This is a genomic window from Pantoea sp. EKM103V (genome assembly GCF_011800365.1).
Lineage (GTDB): Bacteria > Pseudomonadota > Gammaproteobacteria > Enterobacterales > Enterobacteriaceae > Pantoea > Pantoea anthophila.
Genome location: NZ_JAALFQ010000017.1, coordinates 1 through 18,777, shown reverse-complemented (window position 1 = coordinate 18,777; position 18,777 = coordinate 1). Strand labels below are relative to the sequence as shown.

The window sequence follows — 18,777 nt, the reverse complement described above, 5'->3', positions numbered from 1 at the left end:
GTGAAGGTGCGGTGAACGTGGGAATGGCGTGTCAGACGCTGCGGGTCAGTCCCCCATCGATCCGGATATTCTGGCCGGTGATGTAGGCGGCACCTTCGGACAGCAGAAAGGCGATCGTGGCGGCCACCTCTTCAGCCTTGCCGTAGCGTTTCATCGGCACGCTCTGGCGGCGTTCGTCGGTGGCGGGCAGCGAATCAATCCAGCCGGGCAGCACGTTGTTCATCCGGACGTTGTCTGCGGCATAGCGGTCGGCAAAGAGTCTGGTGAAGCTGGCGAGACCGGCGCGAAACACGGCGGAGGTCGGGAACATCTCTGTCGGCTCAAAGGTCCACGCCGAAGAGATATTGACGATGGCCCCGCCGCCCTGAGCTGCCATGATTGGTGCCACCAGACGCGCCATGCGCACGGCGCTGAGGAAATAGACCTCCATGCCTGTCTGCCACGCGTCATCCGTCAGATCGGGAATGTCGGCTCGCGGGCCATGACCCGCCGAGTTGACCAGGCCGTCAATCCGTCCCCAGCGCTGCATGACCTGCTCTACCAGCTGCTGCACATCCGCCTGTGACTGATTGGAACCCGTCACACCGATTCCCCCCAGCTGCCGCGCCAGCGCTTCGCCCTTACCGGAAGAGGATAAGATTGCGACGCGGTATCCCTCATCCGCCAGCCTGCACGCGGCGGCTGCGCCCATGCCCGATCCACCAGCCGTAATGATGGCGACTTTTTCTGCGGTCATCTTTTGCTCCTTTTGCTGTGAAAAACGCATCTTCGCAGGAAAGCGGTGTATTATCGCGCGATAAATAAACCTCTGAGCATGTAGAAAAACTACAGGATAACTATGCCACTCTCACGTCGCGGTCTGCCCTCACTGAATGCCCTGCGGGCGTTTGAAGCCGCTGGCCGGAAGCTGAGTTTCCGTGCGGCGGCGGAGGAGCTGGGCGTCACGCAGGGGGCGGTTGCGCAGCAGATTCGCGCACTGGAGGATCATCTGGGCATCCGCCTGTTCAACCGGCTTGCGCGCGGGCTTTCGCTGACGCCGCAGGGGGCGGCCTGGCTTGCTGACGTGACGCGCGCGTTTGATATGCTGGTCGAATCAACGGACCGATTGCTGGCGCGCCCGGATGTGGTGACGATCAGCGTGACGCCGACCGTCGCCGCCAGACTGCTGATCCCCCGGCTGGGCCAGCTTCAGGCAGATCTTCCTGACATTGAGTTGCGCACCGTCGCCACCGAGGCCCTGTCCGATTTTTCCCGTGACCAGGTGGATATCGCGGTGCGGCTGTCACGAACCGCCCTGCCCGCGACTCTGGAGAGCGCGCTGCTGTTTCGTCAGCATCTGATCGCCGTTGCCAGCCCACATCTTCTGGAGGGGCTCAGCCTGCCGCTGACCGCCCGTCAGATCGCGTCGCTTCCGCTATTGCATGACGCGCATGACGGCTGGCCACGCTTCCTGCAGCAGGAGGGAAAGCTGCCCGGCGCCCGCTTTAACCAGACCACCCTTGCACTGGATGCCGCGATGGCCGGCCAGGGCGTGGCGCTGACGAGCCGGGCTTTTGTGCAGGCCGATATCAAAGCGGGTCGGCTGGTCGTGGTGGCTGACGCGGGCGATAGCGCAGGTGACTATTATCTGGTGCGCAAACGTACGGATCTGCCTGGCAGAGCTGCGCAGGCGGTGTGGGAATGGTGCTTAGATCATCTCGGCGAATGTCCCTGAACCGCACATCGCCGCTTAAACGCGTTAACCTTCTGATTATCCGTTGATCACAGATAATCACTGACTGAACAGATGAAATCTGCTTCCCTCTTCTGTCCGTTAAGCGTCAAGTTTTCTTATGAACACCCGATATTATTATCAGGCTTCTTTCACACAACATGGAGAGAGTAATGATTAGCTCAATCGATAACGGGTTTAAAGAGAGTGACGTTTTCAGCAAGCAGGAGAGTATGCCCAAAACTATTCCGCTTGCCCGGGAGACGGTCAACAGGCTGATTGCAGATGCCCCTTCTTCGACCACACAGCTCAGCAAGGAGGCAATAGATAAAAACCTGAAAGAAGTGATTCAGATACGCAACAGCACTATCGAAAAAAACAGCAGCACGACGAACGGCATTACCAACGATATCGATACCTGGTTTTCCGCTTTACAGTCCCACTCCTCTCTTTCTGAAACCGATATGTCCGGACTGATTTCCGATGCCCTGCACTCCTATACCGGCTCTGGTAACTCCACAACGCTTTCAATGGATCTGGCCGTCACCCAGGGCATGTTAAATAAACTGGTTGAGCGATTTGTTCCTGCGGATCAGCAGGCTGAGAGTTACCGTGAAGTGGAAAAGTTTGTGTCAGATAAGGCCTCTGCGCAGGATGCTATCCTGCAGGATCTGACCCAGCGCTCACTGGATATCGCCCGCCAGTACGGCGACACGGCAGGCGTCACGCAGTTTGAGCAACAGCTGGATAGCATCAGTCACGGTGAGCATGCCACGCAGAAAGAACGGGATGCCATGCTCAGCATCACAGACACCACCGCGAGCAGCGCCGGCTGGTTATCCGCCTTCACGCAGCTGGTGCACAACAGCGGTGATAATGACTTTTTCAAACGCATCAGCTATGACCATATTTCACAGCTGGCAACGCGGATCGAGCAGTTCAATAACAAGGCAAACCATTTTGACGCGGGCTTCTCGCTGACGCAGTAACGTGGCCTGAGCCGGGTAACGAGGGGTAAGCCTGACGGGCTTACCTTTTCCCGATGCCGCTGGTTTTCAGCCGACACATACTGTATCTTTGCGAACTATCGTACTAGTTCACAGGTGCAGAAATGATGTTCGCCACACTTGAAGAGGTCAGAAAAGAGATTGATCGGATCGATGTTCAGCTGGTGAGCATGATTGCTCAGCGTGCTGAATGTGTGAAAGCTGCGGCAACGTTTAAAGCCGATCACGCCGCAGTACGCGCGCCAGACCGGGTGCAGCAGGTCATTGATAAAGTCTGCCGACTCGCGGCGGAGAAAGGGCTTCCTGAGGTCATTATTGCGAAGGTGTACAGGAGCATGATTGAGGCGTTCATCGAGTATGAACTTGCGCACCATGCGCAGATCGGCGACAACCTACCTGACCCGGTGAATTAATCCCTGCGTGCGTTCGTTTCATTACCGGGACAGAGGCTGTCTGATGGGGCGAACATGGCGACAGCTATCAGCGATCATTTAATGAAAGGCGCAGAATGAGGCCGGCGAACCGGCCTCAGGCATGATCAGATGGCGCAATAAACGCGCGCTTCACGTGGCGTGTAGATACCAAACGTCACCACGCTCAGTAAGCCATTAACAAACGTCTGCTGCACTTCAACCCGACTGACTTTTTCCTGGCCGCCGCAGACCTGCGCCGCATCAATGCTCTTACGCTGACCGATACCTGAAACAAAGAACGGCTGGCTGGTGGTTTTCGTCGCCGCGCCAACCTGATTCTGTTTCATTACGAAAGTCTGCTGCGCACAGCCGGTTAAACTCAGAGCCAACAGCGCCGCAACACAAAGCTTGTTCATAAATATCCTTATCGTTTGAAATGTACAAATAAATGCTGAGTGAAATCATCACTCAGCCAGCCATCAGGTTATCGACAGCGAAAGCAGAAACATTAGAAATATTTTTCAATGCGGACTGTGCTTTTCGCTCGCTCCAGCACAAAAGCTCTGTTCCAGCTCACGCAGCAGTGACTCAGGCTTCCCGCTTATAGCGAATTCTGGTATCCCGTCGGTCTGCTTTGGGACAGAAGTGGACATTCTGATGACAGGCGGAGATAAGCAACAGAGAGCAGGTCAGTTAACCAGACTTTTTTACACAGGAATAAATGTCAGGCCTTGTGATACTCCATGCATAGTTTTCCCGATTAACAGGTTCATAGCCAAATTTTTCATAGAGCCAGGGAGCTGTGGTAGTAAACAACATGATTCTGCGAAGCCGCTCGAAAACAGGATGATGGTGTATGCATTGCATCATCCACCTACCCAGCCCTTCTCCCTGATATTCTTCAAGGATATAAACATCACAAAGGTAGGCGAACGTAGCGTAATCTGTGATTAAACGCGCGAAACCAATCTGAGCGTCATCGTGATAAACACCAAAATTAAGGCTGTTTTCGATTGATAGACTGACAATATTCCGATCAATCCCTTTAGCCCAGGTCGACCGCGTCAGATAACGATGGATGGCCTGCACATCCAGCCTTTTCCTGTCTGTACTTACCAGATAGTTATCCTTGTGACATTCATATTTCTCTAACGTGCTCACGTTCACTCCTGTTTATGAATTTCCGGGAAACCCGACCTTATCACCTGATGAAAAATCGCACTATGCGTGCCTATTCCAAAACGCATTCCTGAGCGCTTCTCCATGAGATACAGTATCTGTTTTCGCTCCTGACATACTTCCTCATTCATTTAATGAATCAACCCGAAATTCACCCTGAAGTTGCTCTATTTAACGTTCACTTTTCGCTCATAGCGGACATAAGCCTGCAGAATTCCGCGTTGTGCCAGAAGTGGACATGAGTATTTGTGTTCAAGGATTACGCCGAGTCACCCTGACGGAGTGCGGCAAGCAGTCTTATGATAAATAACGCTGTCTGGCTCGCAGAAGAGCTCTGGCTGTCAAGCGCCAGCCTGCCCGTTAACTTCTCTATGAAGGAATGGTAGCATTGCCCGGTTCAATGGCTTTCCTTATAAATTACATGGAGCGTTTAATGCAGTTAATGAGAATGAGCTACGACGATCTGACTAAGGGCGGTGGCGAGGCAAAGCTGCACGTTTACGGCGTAGGTACCTTTCCGGTCTTTTCCGGCCAAAAGCCATATACCAATGATCCAAATTGTACCTACAGGCCTAACAGTGCAATTCCGATCGGGCGCTACTGGATAGTTCCACGTCCTGAAGGCAGTATCGCTAACCGGATCAGAGGATGGGCCGTCGACACCTGGAACAGCTCAAATCATTCAGAGTGGTTTGCGCTGTTTAATTCGGAAACGATGAGTGATTCCATCTTCATCAATGGCGTTGCCCGCGGCGGTTTCCGCCTGCATCCTCTTCGTCCAGACGGCTCCGGAGAAAGTGAAGGGTGTATCACCTTCGTACGGCGTACTGATTTCTATACGGTAAGACAGGCGCTGCTCCGGAGAAAAAAAATTCGCGTGCCGGGTTCGAGAAACAGCCTGATGGCATACGGCTATGTTGACGTTCAGGGAGAAAGTAACTTTGCAAACTGCAAAACTCGCTAGAAAAGCAGCGGTTTTTTTCGTCTGCTTTATTTTGGCCTTTATGGTTTCGCGTTACGGGATGCCACTCTATCCGCTGACGGCGTGGCTCGTTGAGCATTCTCACCAAATTTTCAGCAGTTATCAGGATGACGTATACGAAGCTGGTACGGATCCGGTTACGTTCTTTTCCCTTTTAATCGTTATCGCGTTTTACGCTTTAGCCATATATTGGTTAGTAAAAATGGCAATTAAAAAAGTTAAACGTGGATAGGCTGGTTGCAGTAAAAACGGAGGTTTTATACTGCCCTGCACTTCTGTCTGAAAAATCATCACCAAAAAGGGCTCGCGAGCGGGTTGTTATATTTATTATGTCAGAACGACCCTGCTGCTATCATTTGACGTCCGCTTTTCGCTCACAACAGCCCCTCACTGATTAATTATGCCAAATCAACAAAACCTATCAGCTAAAGTCTGAGCTGATACACCTCCATACGAGTGTCAACACGGTCAATATGCGACGCTTACTGATAAATAGCCTGTGGAAGCGAAAGCATTTTGACTGTTCAGGCGTGATGCGACTGCCCTGAGTAAATGCTGGAACCCGGTCTGCAGTGATACAATGCAACGTTATCTGTTGCGATCCCTATTAAGATCTTAACTGACAAGTATTACGTTATTCACGAGCTTTTTATCTCTGCACTTAAGCTGCATCGACGCGGAATTGCTGTGCCCGCTGCGCGAGGCGATCAGAGAGTTCACGCAATTGCGTAGCAGAATTGACCTGATGGGCGTTGAGCGCTTCGTTTTGCTGCAGCTGGTTACTCATCTCCACCACTTCTTGCGCAATTTTACTGACGCGATGACTTTGCGCGATGCTATTTTGCTGTAACTCATCCAATTGTGTTACTACCCCCGAAACCGCGCCGCTGATTTGCGTGAACAGCACTTCCAGCGCCTTAACTTTGTCAAAACCATCATTCACATGCTGCTGAGTATGCTGAATTAAACCATCAATCTGACGTGTTGATTCACCACTCTTTTGCGACAGCAGTCCCATCTCTTTGGCGACAACGGAGAAACTGCTGCCGTACGTTCCGGCGTGAGCGGATTCAATGGCGGCATTTAACGACAGTAATCGGGTTTGCATTGACAGACTATCCAGCATGGCGACAATCCCGGCGATATCGCCCGAGGCAGCAACGATCTGTTGCATTTTAAGTTCCATATTGTCGACTTCCGCGACGCAATTGCGCATCAGAGCATCAGCTGACTGCGCCTCCTGTGTGGCCTGCTGCGAGAGCTGTGCACCAATTTCGACTTCTTCAGACACGCGGTATAAACGCTGTGACAGATAGTGAAAGCTGGCATTCTGCGCCTGATGTTGCTGCATGAACTGTTCGTTATGCTGCTGCATATCTTCTGCACCGGCTGCCACGCTGACTGCAACATTATTAATGTCACTGACAATCTGCTGCAGACCGAAGCGCATCGATTCGATCGACTGAAACAGCTGGCGCGTCTCTAAACACTGGCGACCCGGCGTCTCATGGTTCGGTACCAGGTCGCCTGTTGCAATCTGTTCCAGCTGTTGGTTGGCTCGTCGAAGCGGCAATAGCACGCCGCGCATCAGCAGGCTGGAGGCCAGCACCAGTAGCGCCATCAAAATGGCACTGACGATCAGCGACATATTGCGGCTCTGCTTCAGTGTACTGAGGGTAAGTTGATTCACGCTGCTCAACTGATGGTTGGCCTGTTCAAGCTCGCTGAACCAGGCATCGTTAAACTGCTGCTGGAATGCCTGCATCGGCACAATAAAAAAGGCATTAATGTCATTGGCCGCTAACCCTTTCAACTGCTCTTGCAAACCTTCCGCTAACATCGAAAAGTCCTGAGCCAGGGGGCTGTCCGCTTTAGCATGGTAGGCGGTGAACAGCGACTGGGCTTTTGTTAACGAATCCCTGGAGGCGGCCGCCAGACTTTTCCAGCTATCGACCGAGCCGCTTTGCTGATCCTGCATTAAATAGATACCGGCGCGGTGGCTGTTATCACTGGCGGTGAGCAACTCGATACGTGCTTTATCCAGCAGGGCCAACCTTTCCCGCAGTTGATTGCCTTGCTCAAGTGAAATTTGCGTCTGATTAACGTGATTACTGAGCAGCAGTACGCCCGCGAACTGCAGTAAACAAAACAGCACGATAAACAGCAAAAACTGGCTGCGAAGGCTGGTGAGCCAAAGCGGCATACGCCAGGTAAGACGCGTGCGTAAACGTAGCGGTAACGAGATTACAGAAAGGAGTGACATCTAACGACCCCAAAAAAATAAAAAAGAGTATTGGGAGTGGGCATGACAATTTGGTGACAGGGGACGCGATTCAGCGCAAAACAGCATAATGCGCGGTCTTAAAAAAAATTATGGCCCTGTGGCGCTAAGTTTTTTGGCTAAGATGTTGTTCGATGAGCGGCAAAAGTAGCTGCTCCACAGCAGTAAAAACCGGAACCACCATGGAGTTTCCAAGCTGCCCGTACGCCTGAGTATCCGAGACCGGAATACGGAAATGGGCTTTGTTCCGGAGCCTCAAATCCCATCAGTCCGCTGGCTGAACATTCGGCCAGCGCGGCGGCTTCCCTTGAGGAACAAGCTTTCCTTCTGCGTCAGGCCGTTGCGATCTTTAAAGCCGGCAGGTCTGACGAAGAACTTACTGAAGTTGTAACGCCTGTAAAAGCTGTAAAAAAGACGAGCGTGATGACCACAAAAATCTCATAGCGGCCGTTGCGGCGCAACGGTCTGTCCACGACAGAAGCGGACGTTTCCAACATTGCATTTACTAATCCGCGTAGAACGGATCTTACCGCGTAGAAATGCAAACATGCCGGGATCATCAGGGACGTCTTTTTAAGATACGAACAGGGAAAGGTGCCGGAAGCGGCCGTCAGGCAGCAAACAGGCGCTGAGAAGTCTTAATGTAAATATCACTATTGACGTAAAGCAAGGATATTCAAAAGTTGTTTTCAGCATTTGAATATCCCGCCATCTGATTTATTCGTTAAGCGACATATCGAATTAGCCGGTTTTAAATGAATCAACCACGCGATTCAGATTCACCGTTTCACTCTCAACAAGCATTACTGCTGATGAGGTCTCTTCAGCCAGCGCGGAGTTTTTTTGGGTAACAGTGTCAAGTTCAGAAATAGCAATATTAATTTGCTCAAGCCCCTTGCTTTGCTCATCCGTAGCGGTTCTGATGTTGTGCATAACATCATGTATCTCCAGTATCGCATCATAAACGCCTGAAATTGAGTCCTGAGCGACATCAGATAGCTTTGCACCTTCTTCAATTTCCGTTACTGAATCACTAATAAGATCGCTGATTTCCTTCGCTGACGATGAGCTTTTTTGCGCAAGATTCCTGACCTCTCCGGCTACGACAGCGAATCCTTTTCCGTGCTCGCCCGCCCTGGCTGCCTCAACGGCCGCATTCAGTGCCAGGATATTGGTCTGAAAAGCGATGCTTTCAATAATGCCGGTAATATCGTTAATTTTTGACGATTTTTCCTGCATGGTTTTCAACCTGTCTGACAGTGACAGGACTACGGATTTACCCTGTTCAGACTTTGTTCTGGTGTCGTTAATCAGTTCAGATACATCAGCAGAGTTTTGCGCGTTATTTTTAACCGCCACAGTCATTTCCTCCATACTGGATGCTGTCTGAACAATAGACGCTGCCTGCTGTTCCGTGCGGGCTGAAAGTTCATTGTTGCCGGAACTCACCTCACTGATACCCTTGACAATATTCAGTGACCCCTCTTTTATCTCGGAAATTACCCTGATAAGACCTGACTGCATCTCACTGAGTTTAAAGAATAATCCCCCTATTTCAGTTTTGCGAGGGAATTCTGTTTTAACCTCACTGGTAAGGTCGCCTGACTGAATACGTTCCAGTTGCGCATAAACCTGTGACAGGGGTTGGATAAGCACGTTTTTAAACACCCTGATGATTCCGAACATAAATATGAGATTGAAAATTATCATTCCATAGAAAAACACAGTCACCTTAGAGTAAGTCTCGCTGCTCTTTTCGGAAATGTGGATGCTGATATCTGCCACCCTGCTTCGCCATGCATCATAATCGCTTTGCATTTTATCCTTATAGGGGCCGGCATTAATCGAGAACATAAGGTTTGCATCCTTCTTATAGCCATTATTTAACGACTGCTGCAAAATGGCCGAATATGCCTGAAAGCTTTTCTGGAGAGATTTTTGTATATCTTCTGGCACTCCCCTGATATCAGCCAGTTGCTGATAGCTGGAAAAATCTTTTCTTGACTGACTAAGAATCTTTTCTCCATGGGCAATAAAATAATTTACTTTTTCACTGCCCGGACCATCTTTTATCAACCACAGAGCAATCCGGTTAGTGTCTGCTCTCACCTCGTTTAACTGCGTCCAGATGTCGCTCAAAAGCCGTACTTTTTTACTCACAACGTCAGCGTTTCTGAAATTATCTCTGTCAGACTTTAAATAGTTGAGAAATACTAATCCTACGCAAAGCTGAATAACGATGATGAATATGCCACTGGTGAGCAGTACTCTTGAAAGTTTAAATTTGCTGATGACCGACATTTTAATCTCCCTCTAAAAGATAAAATTCCTATCGGCAGAGTTACCGGTAACATTAGCTTTTTCTGATGAGATGAATGCGCTATTAATTTGAGAAAATGCTGATAAAACAACCGAATTACTTTATTGTTATCTTTACATTAAATTTGTTGCATTCTTATTAAAAATAAATACAAAGGTATTTGCCGTGCAGGCAGGGTAAAATTTTGAAGATTTGTTTTTTTACAGTAATTAAGACTTTTAGTAATAAAAAAACATTAAAATGTAACGAAGATGTGTATTTGAATATCCATCTGTAAGCAGACATTTACTCTGGAGAATTTCTGGGAAATTGATAAGAATATATCCGCCTGCCTTCGTTCGAAGGACTCTGGAAAGTCTGCTTCTCGCTTATAGCGGACATTACCCTGCTTACAGTGCCTGGTATGTGGCTACGCTCTGTAACATCCGGACGAATATCCGATATGCGCATCCGCTTAGTGTGAATTTTCTGCACCAGGCACTCAGGTTACGGCACCCGAAGCAACCAGAAGCACAAATGAGCCTGTTACGGCTCATTTGTGTTCATTCAGGAGTGACCCTTCCCTGGCGCGCTCAAAACCACTTAATCCGCCACGCCTGAAACTTGCTCAGCCCCCCTCTCTCCCTTCTCACGCCCGCTATCCGTCAGCGATGCCCTTACCTGCTGCAGGCTTTCCGGATAGTTCTGCTGAATAAACTCGATCATCTTTTCCCGCACGTAGCAGCGTAAATCAAAGGCGATTGGCGAGTTCTGCGCGGTCATCAGCATCCTGATGGTCATGGTTTTCTCGGTGGTATCGGTCACCTGAAGCACCTGAGTTTCCCCATCCCAGAGTCGGGTTTCGCTCAGCACCTTTTTAAGTGCGTCCGCAGGGGCTTAAGCGGCATTGAGTAGTCAACATAGAGAAAGACTGAACCCAGAATCTGAGTGTTGTTGCGCGTCCAGTTCTGGGAAGGATTTTGGGTAAAGTCGGTAATCGGCAGCACAGATCCCAGATCCGTACCATCACATAGCTCAGGGTAATCTCCTCAATCGAAAAAATTGACCGGGTTAGTATCCGCTTCATCAATGTCAGCCTGATAGCCACTGAATCTGATAAGCATGATCGACAAGCCACGCCGTCTATTCTCTCACTGAACGTCAATATAGCCGTAAACGATATGATATCCGCTCATTTATTGCTGAAGGAGGGATTGGGCTGTCGGGACAGGGATTAAGCATTGCAGGATATATACAGCTGTTATCATCTGGGCCGGTCTTACCGCGTCATTTATCACTGGCGTTACTCATAAGGTCACCTCAAGATCTTCGCGTTCGCCTGAACTGCCGGTTGCCTGCAGAGGGGTTTCATTGGTGACGGAACATCTCATTGAGGTAATACCTAACATCCTGCGCAAAAAATTTAAACCAGCGCAGCTTATAAGTAATAAACCCTATGCGAATGAATCCTTCATTTTTTAAACTTAAATTGGCACAGGAAGTAGTGAGGCTGCATCCTGAAATGACTAAGTTCTTAGCCACAACTTCATAATATCGCGGATATTTTTCTTTTCCACCATTGATTTCTGGCTTAGAAAGCGCGAAATCATGACTTTCTCCCGACTCTGCGTTAGAAAACGTCATAAAAAAGAAGCAAAAAGACGCTACCAACGCTTTCATTAAAGTCTTTTTTATATTACGAATATTCAATCCTTATTTCCCCTCAGCCTCACCTTATGCATATCCATAGAGATACACAAAGAGATATATTTACATAATACTTCTGAAGAAAGCATCGCTTACTTTTCTATTTTACAACTATTATGATGAATGACTTTATCAAATTTTTCTAAAACCGAAATTTACCTAAAGGCAAAATATTGTCACCCGCAGATAAATAAAGCAACTCAGGCTAAGCGAACGTTGTTCCCTCTTGCTGGTATGATGATCTTTCCACACCAGTCCTGGCTAGCATCACTAAACTGGATATTCTAAAGCTTTACATGCTTGTAAAACAGGGCCATATAACCGGGTATTGATAAAATCAAATGGGCTTCCCTGCCTGTCTCAATACCAGACAATAGAAAAACTTAGCTTAACATCGACACCAGACCTTGATTGAATTAGCCCAGTCTTTTTTGTTTAATTTCGTTAATAATCACCTGCTGAATAGGTAGCGTTTTTCTTCCTAGCAGGATAGAGAGATCATTACTGTCACTAAATAACTCGCCCTCTTGCGATAGCTTATCTGCTTCAATAACAACATCTGCAATCATTTCAGGTATGTTAACTGATAAAAGCACTTGCTTAAGATCATGATAGGATAAATTGAGATAGTCGATTTTTTTTCCGATCAACTCGCTAACCTGATCAGCTAACTCAGACATGGTGTAAGCATCGCTACCCGCAAGCTCATATACTTTTCCAGAGTGCCCAGCCTGAGTTAAAACCACAGCGGCAGCTTCAGCATAGTCCCCCCTGGTAGCAGAGGAAAAACGTCCTTTCCCTGATGAGCCTAACAGTGCACCATGCTGGAGAGCCTTATTAAGATTCTCAGTATGGTTCTCTATGTACCACCCATTACGCAGGATGGTGTACACCATTCCACTTTGTTTAATATAACTCTCCGTCTCTCTATGACTTTTTGCCAACGAGAACGCCGAAGTATCCGCACGTAATTGGCTGGTATAAGCAATTAAACTCACGCCAGCCTGGCGCGCAGCATCAATGACGCTTTTATGCTGTCTGAACCTTTCACTGGGAATCACAGCCGAAATCAGTAACAGTTTTTTAATGCCAAATAACGCAGCTGATACTGTTTCAGGTTTATCATAGTCGGCTTGTTTAATCTGTACCCCCAACTTTATAAGATCTCCTGCGTCTTGAGGGTTCCGGGCAAGGCCAACAATTTTTTCAGCAGGATAAAAGGAAAGAAGCTTCATAATGACTTGCTTACCCAATTTACCGTTTGCACCTGTCACTGCAATCATATTTAACCCTTTAAATTTAACATCAACGTATAAGAGAAAAGTGATCTGACCTAAGAGGGTTTAGTTTCACTGGAATCAGATTCGATGATATACAGAATGCAGAACAGGTCAATCAGGCACTTTTTATCTACTAAGTAGCAATTAGGAAACCGGGTTTATGACAACGTCAAATAGAATTGCATCTTGTCCTAATAGGATTGTTTTAGACCAGATATCCGATAAATGGTCCGTGCTGGTAATATTGACCGTGAGCGAAAAGCCAATAAGATTCAATGAGATAAAGCGCAGAATCGGTGGAATCACTCAAAAGGCTTTGACACAATGTTTACGCAAACTTGAACGAAATGGGATTGTGGAAAGATGCGTAGTGGCCACTTCACCTATTGCCGTCGAATACCGCATAACACCCTTAGGTCACTCGCTAGACAAAATTTTTCACACTTTACTTGAATGGACAAATGAAAATCTCGGAGCAGTAATAGCGGCACAGCAAGAATATGATAGTCAGTTACCCCAGCCTGTAAGTTAAATTGCCTGAAATTAATAGCCTCATTATTTATTAATGAAATGTTAAAAAAATTGATATCAGGTGACGGTAAGGAGTTTTTCAGGCTTTGACATTTCTTTCAATACTTTAATGACACAAGTATAAATACTATAACGCCAGACAGGCATAAATGAGGTAATTTGTGTTATTTGGCGTTAACACATTTAACATTCACAGCGATTATTTCCGCAAACAGGCGGCTCAGTTAGCCTATGTCATCTCGCTCGGAGCATTGAATGCCATTGACGATTCTCGTCTGCTCCTCGCACATAGCAGACACTACCCTGCTTACAGTCCTGGTCTGTGGCTACGCTCTGTAACATCCGGACGAATGTCCGGTATGCGCATCCGCTTAGTGTGAATTTTCTGCACCGGGCACTCAGGTCACGGCCCCCGAAGCAACCAGAAGCACAAATGAGCCTGTTACGGCTCATTTGTGTCATTCAGGGGTGACGGTCACCCTCCCTGGAGCGCTCAAAACCACTCAGTCCGCCATGCCTGAAACCTGCTCAGCCACTCCTCTCTCTCCCTTCTCACGCCCGCTATCCGTCAGCGATGCCCTTACCTGCGGCAGGCTTTCCGGGTAGTTCTGCTGAATAAACTCGATCATCTTTTCCCGCACGTAGCAGCGTAAATCAAAGGCGATTGGCGAGTTCTGCGCGGTCATCAGCATCCTGATGGTCATGGTTTTCTCGGTGGTATCGGTCACCTGAAGCACCTGGGTTTCTCCATCCCAGAGTCGGGTTTCGCTCAGCACCTTTTCAAAGTGCGTCCGCAGAGGCTCAAGCGGCATTGAGTAGTCCACATAGAGAAAGACTGAACCGAGAATCTGAGCGTTGTTGCGTGTCCAGTTCTGGAAAGGATTCTCGGTAAAGTAGGTGATCGGCAGCACCAGGCGGCGCAGATCCCAGATCCGCACGACCACATAGGTCAGGTTAATCTCCTCAATCCAGCCCCACTCTTTCTCTACCACCACCGCATCATCAATTTTAATCGGCTGGGTAAAGGCGATCTGGATACCGGCGAACAGATTGACCAGCGACTTCTGTAGCGCAAAACCTATGATAATCCCCGCCACACCGGCCCCTGCCAGGATGGTGGTGCCAAATTTACGCACGCTCGGGAAACTCAGCAGAATCAGCGACAGGCAGAATAACACCAGGATGACAATAACCACTTTTTTGACGTAGATAATCTGTGTGCGGATTTTACGCGCGCGCAGATTATTTGAGATATTGATGTCGTAGCGGATATAAAGCATATCCTGCGCCACATTGGTCAGTCGTATTAATACTGAGCAAAACGACATAATAATAAAGACATTGATAATATTGGTAATTAAATCCAGCGAGTCAGGATGGAAGTTAATGTAATTAAGACCCACATTGATCATTAATAACGGGATGAAAAAGAACATCGACCCACTGAGGTGCTTCTCCAGCGATTTGAACAGCTTCCTGTCGCGACTCTGCCAGTAGCGGATAAACGCGAGCAGGATAAGACGGCCCAGAAAACCCAGTACAAATGAAAGCGAGACGAGTAATACAACAGGAACCCACGACGGGAAACCAGATAACTCACCGAATAACAATGGCATTATTTTCCCTTTTAGTAAGCTGACAACACCGGGTTGTCAGATAAGTGACACATGCAGTAACCGTTGTCTTCACGGTCATCCGTCTGTCATACAATCAATGGGTTCAAGTATGAACCATACCTGCAAAGTTGACAGGAAAGCCTCGCCAGCCCGCGCCCCCGATGCGCCTCTTTTGCCTTTCAGCCAGGGCGGACAGTGACAGAAGTTGCCTGCGGCCCTGGCCGATATCATTAACCCGCCTGATATAACCGTTTCGCTTTTCTGACCCTTTTCGTTCCCCTGCGACAGCAAAAATTGCTGCCGGACTCACTATAACCCCCGCTGAATGTAGACGACAGAGTCTTGTCTGCTAATTTTAAACTGTGCCCCGCCGTCGCTGAGAAAAACAACAATATGATTAATAGCATTAAACTTTCCGCTGATTTCCGCCGCAGTTTTCTGCGTGAAGTGCTGGTACCGCTGGTCGCCATCCTGCTGCTCACCTTTGCGGGTGCCGGCACGGCGCTGTTTATCGGCACCTCACTCACTAACGCCGAAGCCCGGCAGCAACAGCAGCGGATGATTGAAGCCTCGTTTTCGCAGAGCCTGAATGAACATCTGCGCCAGCTGCACAGCCTGTCGCGCTGGGCGCCGCTTGAGCAGCACCTCTCAGCGAGCAACAGCGACCGCTGGCTGGATGAGAACATCGGTGAATGGCTCTATGAAATGTTCGGTCATCAGCTGATTATGGTGCTGGATCAGCAGAACCAAATCGTCAGAGTCTGGCGCGAGGGCCAGCCGGTCGCTGCGCCGGATAGCGATCCGCTGGCGGGTGAGGTGTTGCAGAGTACGCTGGTCACCGATCCGGCGCGCCCGGACAGGGCCGACTATGCGCGGGTCACGAACCGTGCCGCCGCCCTGGCCGTCGGCAATATACAGCAGGAGAACCGCACCCTGCCCCGTTTCCGGCTGGTGAGCCTGAAATTTCTGGATGATGGCTATCTGGCGAGCCTGGCGGAACGCAATCAGCTTCAGGATCTGCACTTCACGGACGGCACGGCGCAGCCAGGCAGCGCGGCGCGCTATCTGCTGGTGGCGCAGGCGGGCGATCCGGTGGGGTATCTGGAGTGGGTTCCCTCCCGTCCCGGTGCGCAGATGCTGCGGACCATCGGCCCTTCAACCGGGCTGGCGGTGCTGGCGATCTCCCTGCTGTGTCTCTATATGGTGTGGCGACTCTGGCATTCGCTGGTCAGCCTGTCGCAGTCGATGCTGCGGCTCGGCGCCTCAGAGGCGCAGGCGCAGCATCTGGCGTTTCATGATGTGCTGACCGGTCTGCCCAATCGCGCGCTGGTTGAAGAGCGCATGACGCAGGCACTGGCGCTGGCGACGCGCCACGATCAGCGGGTGGCCCTGCTGCTGATCGACCTCGACCGCTTCAAAACCATCAACGACACCTATGGTCATCACGCCGGTGATGAGCTGATCATCGCCGTGGCGCAGCGCCTGAGCCGGATCGTGCGCGCCAGCGACACTGTGGGACGCATCGGGGGCGATGAATTTATTGTGGTGATGCCGGATGTCGAAAACCTGGGCCAGGCGCAGAGTCTGGCCCAGCGTATCGTCGACGAGCTGGCCCTGCCTGTGACGCTGTTTGGCAGCGAAGTATGGAGCGGTGCCAGTATCGGGCTCTCCCTCGCGCCCAGAGACGGTATCGACCGGCTGGAGCTGATGCGCAAAGCGGATATCGCGCTGTATGAAGCCAAAAGCGGCGGGCGTGGTAAATATCGTCAGTTTGAACGGGCGATGGATGAGTCGGTGCGCACCCGCCAGGCTATCGCGGCGGATCTGCGCTCCGCGCTGCAGAGCCGTCAGGGGCTGGAGGTGTGGTATCAGCCGCTGATGGACATCGGCGGTCAGCAGATGGTCGGCATTGAGGCGCTGCTGCGCTGGCACCACCCGACACGCGGCCTGATCGCACCCGGTGAGTTTATTGCGATTGCCGAAGAGACCGGCCTGATTATGCCATTGGGTGAGTGGGTGCTCGCTGAAGCCTGTGCCACGCAGCAGCGTTTCCCGACGCTGCTGGTGGCGGTCAACGTCTCGCCCGTGCAGTTCCGATCGGCGGGCTTTGTCGAGCGGATCATGGCGATTGTCAGCCAGCACGGCGGCGATCCGAGACGCCTGGAGCTGGAGATCACCGAAGGCGTGCTGATTGAGGATGAACGGGAGGCGCGCGCGATTATCGTGGCGCTGCGTGAAGCGGGTTTCCGCATTGCGCTGGATGATTTCGGCACCGGCTACTCCAGCCTTAACTATCTGAGTACCTTCCCGGTCGATAAAATCAAAATCGATCGCTCTTTCACCCAGTCGCTGGGCGTGGCGGAAAATTCCGTGGCGATTGTGGAGTCGGTGGTGAAACTGGGGCATGCCATGGGCCTGATGGTGACGGCGGAAGGTGTCGAGACGCCGGGACAGATGTCGGCGCTGGCGGATGCAGGCTGTAATCAGTTGCAGGGCTATCTCTTCAGTCAGGCGGTGCCCGCCGATCAGCTTGCGGCGCTGATGACCTCCGCCGCGCCAGAGACGACGCCGCAGGCGTAACGGCCGGAAGGATAGCCTGAACGCATCGGTGCGCCCGGGCTATCCGTATCAGCAGCAGACCGCTATGCGCCCAGGCTGTCCAGCAGCGCCGCAGACGAGGCGACCGCGCCGAAAATGCCGCCCTGCATATGGATCATGCTCAGCGCCGCCTCGTGGTGACGCCGTTCAGTTGCCGCGCAGCAGTCGGAGAGCACCAGACACTCAAAGCCGCGATCGTTGGCTTCGCGCAGCGTGGTGTGAACGCAGACATCCGTCGTGATGCCGGTCAGGATCAGATTGCGGATGCCGCGACTGCGCAGAATCAGCTCCAGATCGGTGGCGTAAAACGAGCCCTTGCCCGGCTTATCCACCACCACTTCGTCCGGCAGCGGCGCCAGCTCCGGGATAATCTCCCAGCCCGGTTCACCCCGCACCAGAATGCGGCCACACGGCCCCACATCGCCAATCCCGGCATTCATCCGCCGCGACCGCCAGCGCTTATTGGCTGGCAGGTCACTGAGGTCGGGCCGGTGCCCTTCGCGGGTATGAATAACCGGAAACTGCCGTGCACGCATCGCGGCGAGCACCTGCTGCAGCGGGGCGATGGGCGCACGGGTCAGGCTGACGTCATAGCCCATGCTATCGACATAGCCACCCACGCCGCAGAAGTCGGTCTGCATATCAATGACGATCAGGGCAGTGTCAGCCGGGGTAAAATGGCCATCGAACGGCCAGGCGTAGGGGGTGGAATTAACGCTGTAGTCGGGCATGACTGTTCTCCATTTCCGGGCGCGGCATGCGCAGTTTGCTAATCAGGCTGTAACTGAGGGCGGCCGTGACCAGGCCAATGACGGCTTCACCGAACTGCGGAAAGGCCACATGAGCGATCACCGCACAGAGGCTGCCAATCGCCCAGGCGGCGAACGCGGTACCGCGGAAACGCTGTGCCGGACGCTGTTCGCTGATGCGCGCCATAAAGATCAAATCCACGATCATCACCGCGCCAAACGGCGGCACCACAATGCCCAGCAGGCTGAGCCACTCCAGAAAGTAAGACCAGACTCCCGCCAGTGCCAGCACGCCGCCGATGCCCCCCAGAATCAGCGTCCAGAGCCGCATTTTGCTGCTGAAGAGATGACTGAATCCCACCGCGCCGTTGTAAAGACAGTGTGTGCAGACCGATCCGAGGTTTATAAAGACAAACAGACAGGC

16 protein-coding genes and 3 pseudogenes are annotated in these 18,777 nt (G+C 51.0%); 7 read left to right on the top strand and 12 right to left on the bottom strand.

Annotated elements, in window-relative coordinates; genetic code table 11:
* Positions 1-31 precede the first annotated feature (31 nt).
* The gene (locus tag HFD97_RS20905; protein ID WP_046102127.1) at positions 32-736 is read right to left on the bottom strand and encodes an SDR family oxidoreductase; all 705 of its coding nucleotides are present in this window, start codon (positions 734-736) and stop codon (positions 32-34) included.
* A 102-nt stretch (positions 737-838) separates the two neighbouring features.
* On the opposite strand from HFD97_RS20905, the gene HFD97_RS20900 reads away from it, so the two are divergent.
* The 3 genes from HFD97_RS20900 to HFD97_RS20890 all read left to right on the top strand — a co-directional run bounded on the left by HFD97_RS20900 (position 839) and on the right by HFD97_RS20890 (position 3,131).
* On the top strand, positions 839-1,714 hold the full coding sequence (locus tag HFD97_RS20900; RefSeq protein ID WP_150029783.1) for a LysR substrate-binding domain-containing protein: 876 nt from the start codon (positions 839-841) through the stop codon (positions 1,712-1,714).
* A gap of 170 nt (positions 1,715-1,884) precedes the next feature.
* Complete coding sequence (locus HFD97_RS20895) at positions 1,885-2,700, top strand: hypothetical protein (protein ID WP_150029782.1); 816 nt, start codon at positions 1,885-1,887, stop codon at positions 2,698-2,700.
* 122 nt (positions 2,701-2,822) lie between these two features.
* On the top strand, positions 2,823-3,131 hold the full coding sequence (locus tag HFD97_RS20890) for a chorismate mutase (protein WP_167431504.1): 309 nt from the start codon (positions 2,823-2,825) through the stop codon (positions 3,129-3,131).
* 125 nt (positions 3,132-3,256) lie between these two features.
* Here the strand turns inward: HFD97_RS20890 and HFD97_RS20885 are convergent, their stop codons facing one another.
* On the bottom strand, positions 3,257-3,547 hold the full coding sequence (locus HFD97_RS20885) for a Bor family protein (RefSeq protein WP_009089453.1): 291 nt from the start codon (positions 3,545-3,547) through the stop codon (positions 3,257-3,259).
* A 277-nt stretch (positions 3,548-3,824) separates the two neighbouring features.
* On the bottom strand, positions 3,825-4,292 hold the full coding sequence (locus tag HFD97_RS20880; RefSeq protein ID WP_046102130.1) for a GNAT family N-acetyltransferase: 468 nt from the start codon (positions 4,290-4,292) through the stop codon (positions 3,825-3,827).
* 451 nt (positions 4,293-4,743) lie between these two features.
* Between HFD97_RS20880 and HFD97_RS20875 the strand changes: the two genes are divergently transcribed.
* Both HFD97_RS20875 and HFD97_RS20870 read left to right on the top strand, forming a co-directional pair.
* Entirely contained in the window at positions 4,744-5,274 is a 531-nt protein-coding gene (locus HFD97_RS20875; protein WP_154927703.1) for a DUF2778 domain-containing protein, read from the top strand.
* Positions 5,252-5,524 carry a hypothetical protein gene (locus tag HFD97_RS20870; RefSeq protein WP_046102257.1) on the top strand — a complete coding sequence of 91 codons (273 nt, stop codon included), beginning with the start codon at positions 5,252-5,254 and terminating at the stop codon, positions 5,522-5,524. The genes HFD97_RS20875 and HFD97_RS20870 overlap by 23 nt, the downstream gene beginning before the upstream one ends.
* A gap of 429 nt (positions 5,525-5,953) precedes the next feature.
* Here the strand turns inward: HFD97_RS20870 and HFD97_RS20865 are convergent, their stop codons facing one another.
* From HFD97_RS20865 to HFD97_RS20840, 6 genes and pseudogenes are all read right to left on the bottom strand, one after another.
* Positions 5,954-7,555, bottom strand: coding sequence for a methyl-accepting chemotaxis protein (locus HFD97_RS20865; protein WP_167431503.1), 1,602 nt, complete (start codon positions 7,553-7,555; stop codon positions 5,954-5,956).
* A 124-nt stretch (positions 7,556-7,679) separates the two neighbouring features.
* Positions 7,680-7,905: pseudogene (locus tag HFD97_RS20860) on the bottom strand (DNA (cytosine-5-)-methyltransferase); the annotation flags it as partial.
* Positions 7,906-8,314: 409 nt separating this feature from the next.
* On the bottom strand, positions 8,315-9,874 hold the full coding sequence (locus tag HFD97_RS20855; RefSeq protein WP_167431502.1) for a methyl-accepting chemotaxis protein: 1,560 nt from the start codon (positions 9,872-9,874) through the stop codon (positions 8,315-8,317).
* A gap of 601 nt (positions 9,875-10,475) precedes the next feature.
* Positions 10,476-10,926 (bottom strand): annotated as a pseudogene (locus tag HFD97_RS20850) (mechanosensitive ion channel family protein); the annotation flags it as partial.
* Positions 10,927-11,240: 314 nt separating this feature from the next.
* Positions 11,241-11,582, bottom strand: a complete 342-nt coding sequence (locus tag HFD97_RS20845) for a hypothetical protein (RefSeq protein ID WP_167431501.1) — start codon at positions 11,580-11,582, stop codon at positions 11,241-11,243.
* 413 nt (positions 11,583-11,995) lie between these two features.
* Entirely contained in the window at positions 11,996-12,862 is an 867-nt protein-coding gene (locus HFD97_RS20840; protein WP_167431500.1) for an SDR family oxidoreductase, read from the bottom strand.
* Between the two features lie 157 nt (positions 12,863-13,019).
* Between HFD97_RS20840 and HFD97_RS20835 the strand changes: the two genes are divergently transcribed.
* Complete coding sequence (locus HFD97_RS20835) at positions 13,020-13,391, top strand: helix-turn-helix domain-containing protein (RefSeq protein WP_150029772.1); 372 nt, start codon at positions 13,020-13,022, stop codon at positions 13,389-13,391.
* Positions 13,392-13,893: 502 nt separating this feature from the next.
* On the opposite strand, the gene HFD97_RS20830 is transcribed toward HFD97_RS20835, so the two are convergent.
* Entirely contained in the window at positions 13,894-15,006 is a 1,113-nt protein-coding gene (locus HFD97_RS20830) for a mechanosensitive ion channel family protein (protein ID WP_058957638.1), read from the bottom strand.
* Between the two features lie 393 nt (positions 15,007-15,399).
* Between HFD97_RS20830 and HFD97_RS20825 the strand changes: the two genes are divergently transcribed.
* Positions 15,400-17,586, top strand: coding sequence for a bifunctional diguanylate cyclase/phosphodiesterase (locus HFD97_RS20825; RefSeq protein ID WP_167431499.1), 2,187 nt, complete (start codon positions 15,400-15,402; stop codon positions 17,584-17,586).
* A 62-nt stretch (positions 17,587-17,648) separates the two neighbouring features.
* Here the strand turns inward: HFD97_RS20825 and HFD97_RS20820 are convergent, their stop codons facing one another.
* Positions 17,649-18,335 carry a cysteine hydrolase family protein gene (locus HFD97_RS20820; protein ID WP_009089440.1) on the bottom strand — a complete coding sequence of 229 codons (687 nt, stop codon included), beginning with the start codon at positions 18,333-18,335 and terminating at the stop codon, positions 17,649-17,651.
* A pseudogene (locus tag HFD97_RS20815) lies at positions 18,316-18,777 on the bottom strand (cytosine permease); the annotation flags it as partial. The pseudogene HFD97_RS20815 and the gene HFD97_RS20820, both read right to left, overlap by 20 nt.

Bases quoted from the DNA above. Each gene is read 5' to 3' on its own strand.
- HFD97_RS20885 (WP_009089453.1), bottom strand. From the start codon at position 3,547: ATGAACAAGCTTTGTGTTGCGGCGCTGTTGGCTCTGAGTTTAACCGGC.
- HFD97_RS20855 (WP_167431502.1), bottom strand. From the start codon at position 9,874: ATGTCGGTCATCAGCAAATTTAAACTTTCAAGAGTACTGCTCACCAGT.
- HFD97_RS20900 (WP_150029783.1), top strand. From the start codon at position 839: ATGCCACTCTCACGTCGCGGTCTGCCCTCACTGAATGCCCTGCGGGCG.
- HFD97_RS20825 (WP_167431499.1), top strand. From the start codon at position 15,400: ATGATTAATAGCATTAAACTTTCCGCTGATTTCCGCCGCAGTTTTCTG.
- HFD97_RS20840 (WP_167431500.1), bottom strand. From the start codon at position 12,862: ATGATTGCAGTGACAGGTGCAAACGGTAAATTGGGTAAGCAAGTCATT.
- HFD97_RS20890 (WP_167431504.1), top strand. From the start codon at position 2,823: ATGATGTTCGCCACACTTGAAGAGGTCAGAAAAGAGATTGATCGGATC.
- HFD97_RS20835 (WP_150029772.1), top strand. From the start codon at position 13,020: ATGACAACGTCAAATAGAATTGCATCTTGTCCTAATAGGATTGTTTTA.
- HFD97_RS20905 (WP_046102127.1), bottom strand. From the start codon at position 736: ATGACCGCAGAAAAAGTCGCCATCATTACGGCTGGTGGATCGGGCATG.
- HFD97_RS20875 (WP_154927703.1), top strand. From the start codon at position 4,744: ATGCAGTTAATGAGAATGAGCTACGACGATCTGACTAAGGGCGGTGGC.
- HFD97_RS20820 (WP_009089440.1), bottom strand. From the start codon at position 18,335: ATGCCCGACTACAGCGTTAATTCCACCCCCTACGCCTGGCCGTTCGAT.
- HFD97_RS20830 (WP_058957638.1), bottom strand. From the start codon at position 15,006: ATGCCATTGTTATTCGGTGAGTTATCTGGTTTCCCGTCGTGGGTTCCT.
- HFD97_RS20865 (WP_167431503.1), bottom strand. From the start codon at position 7,555: ATGTCACTCCTTTCTGTAATCTCGTTACCGCTACGTTTACGCACGCGT.
- HFD97_RS20895 (WP_150029782.1), top strand. From the start codon at position 1,885: ATGATTAGCTCAATCGATAACGGGTTTAAAGAGAGTGACGTTTTCAGC.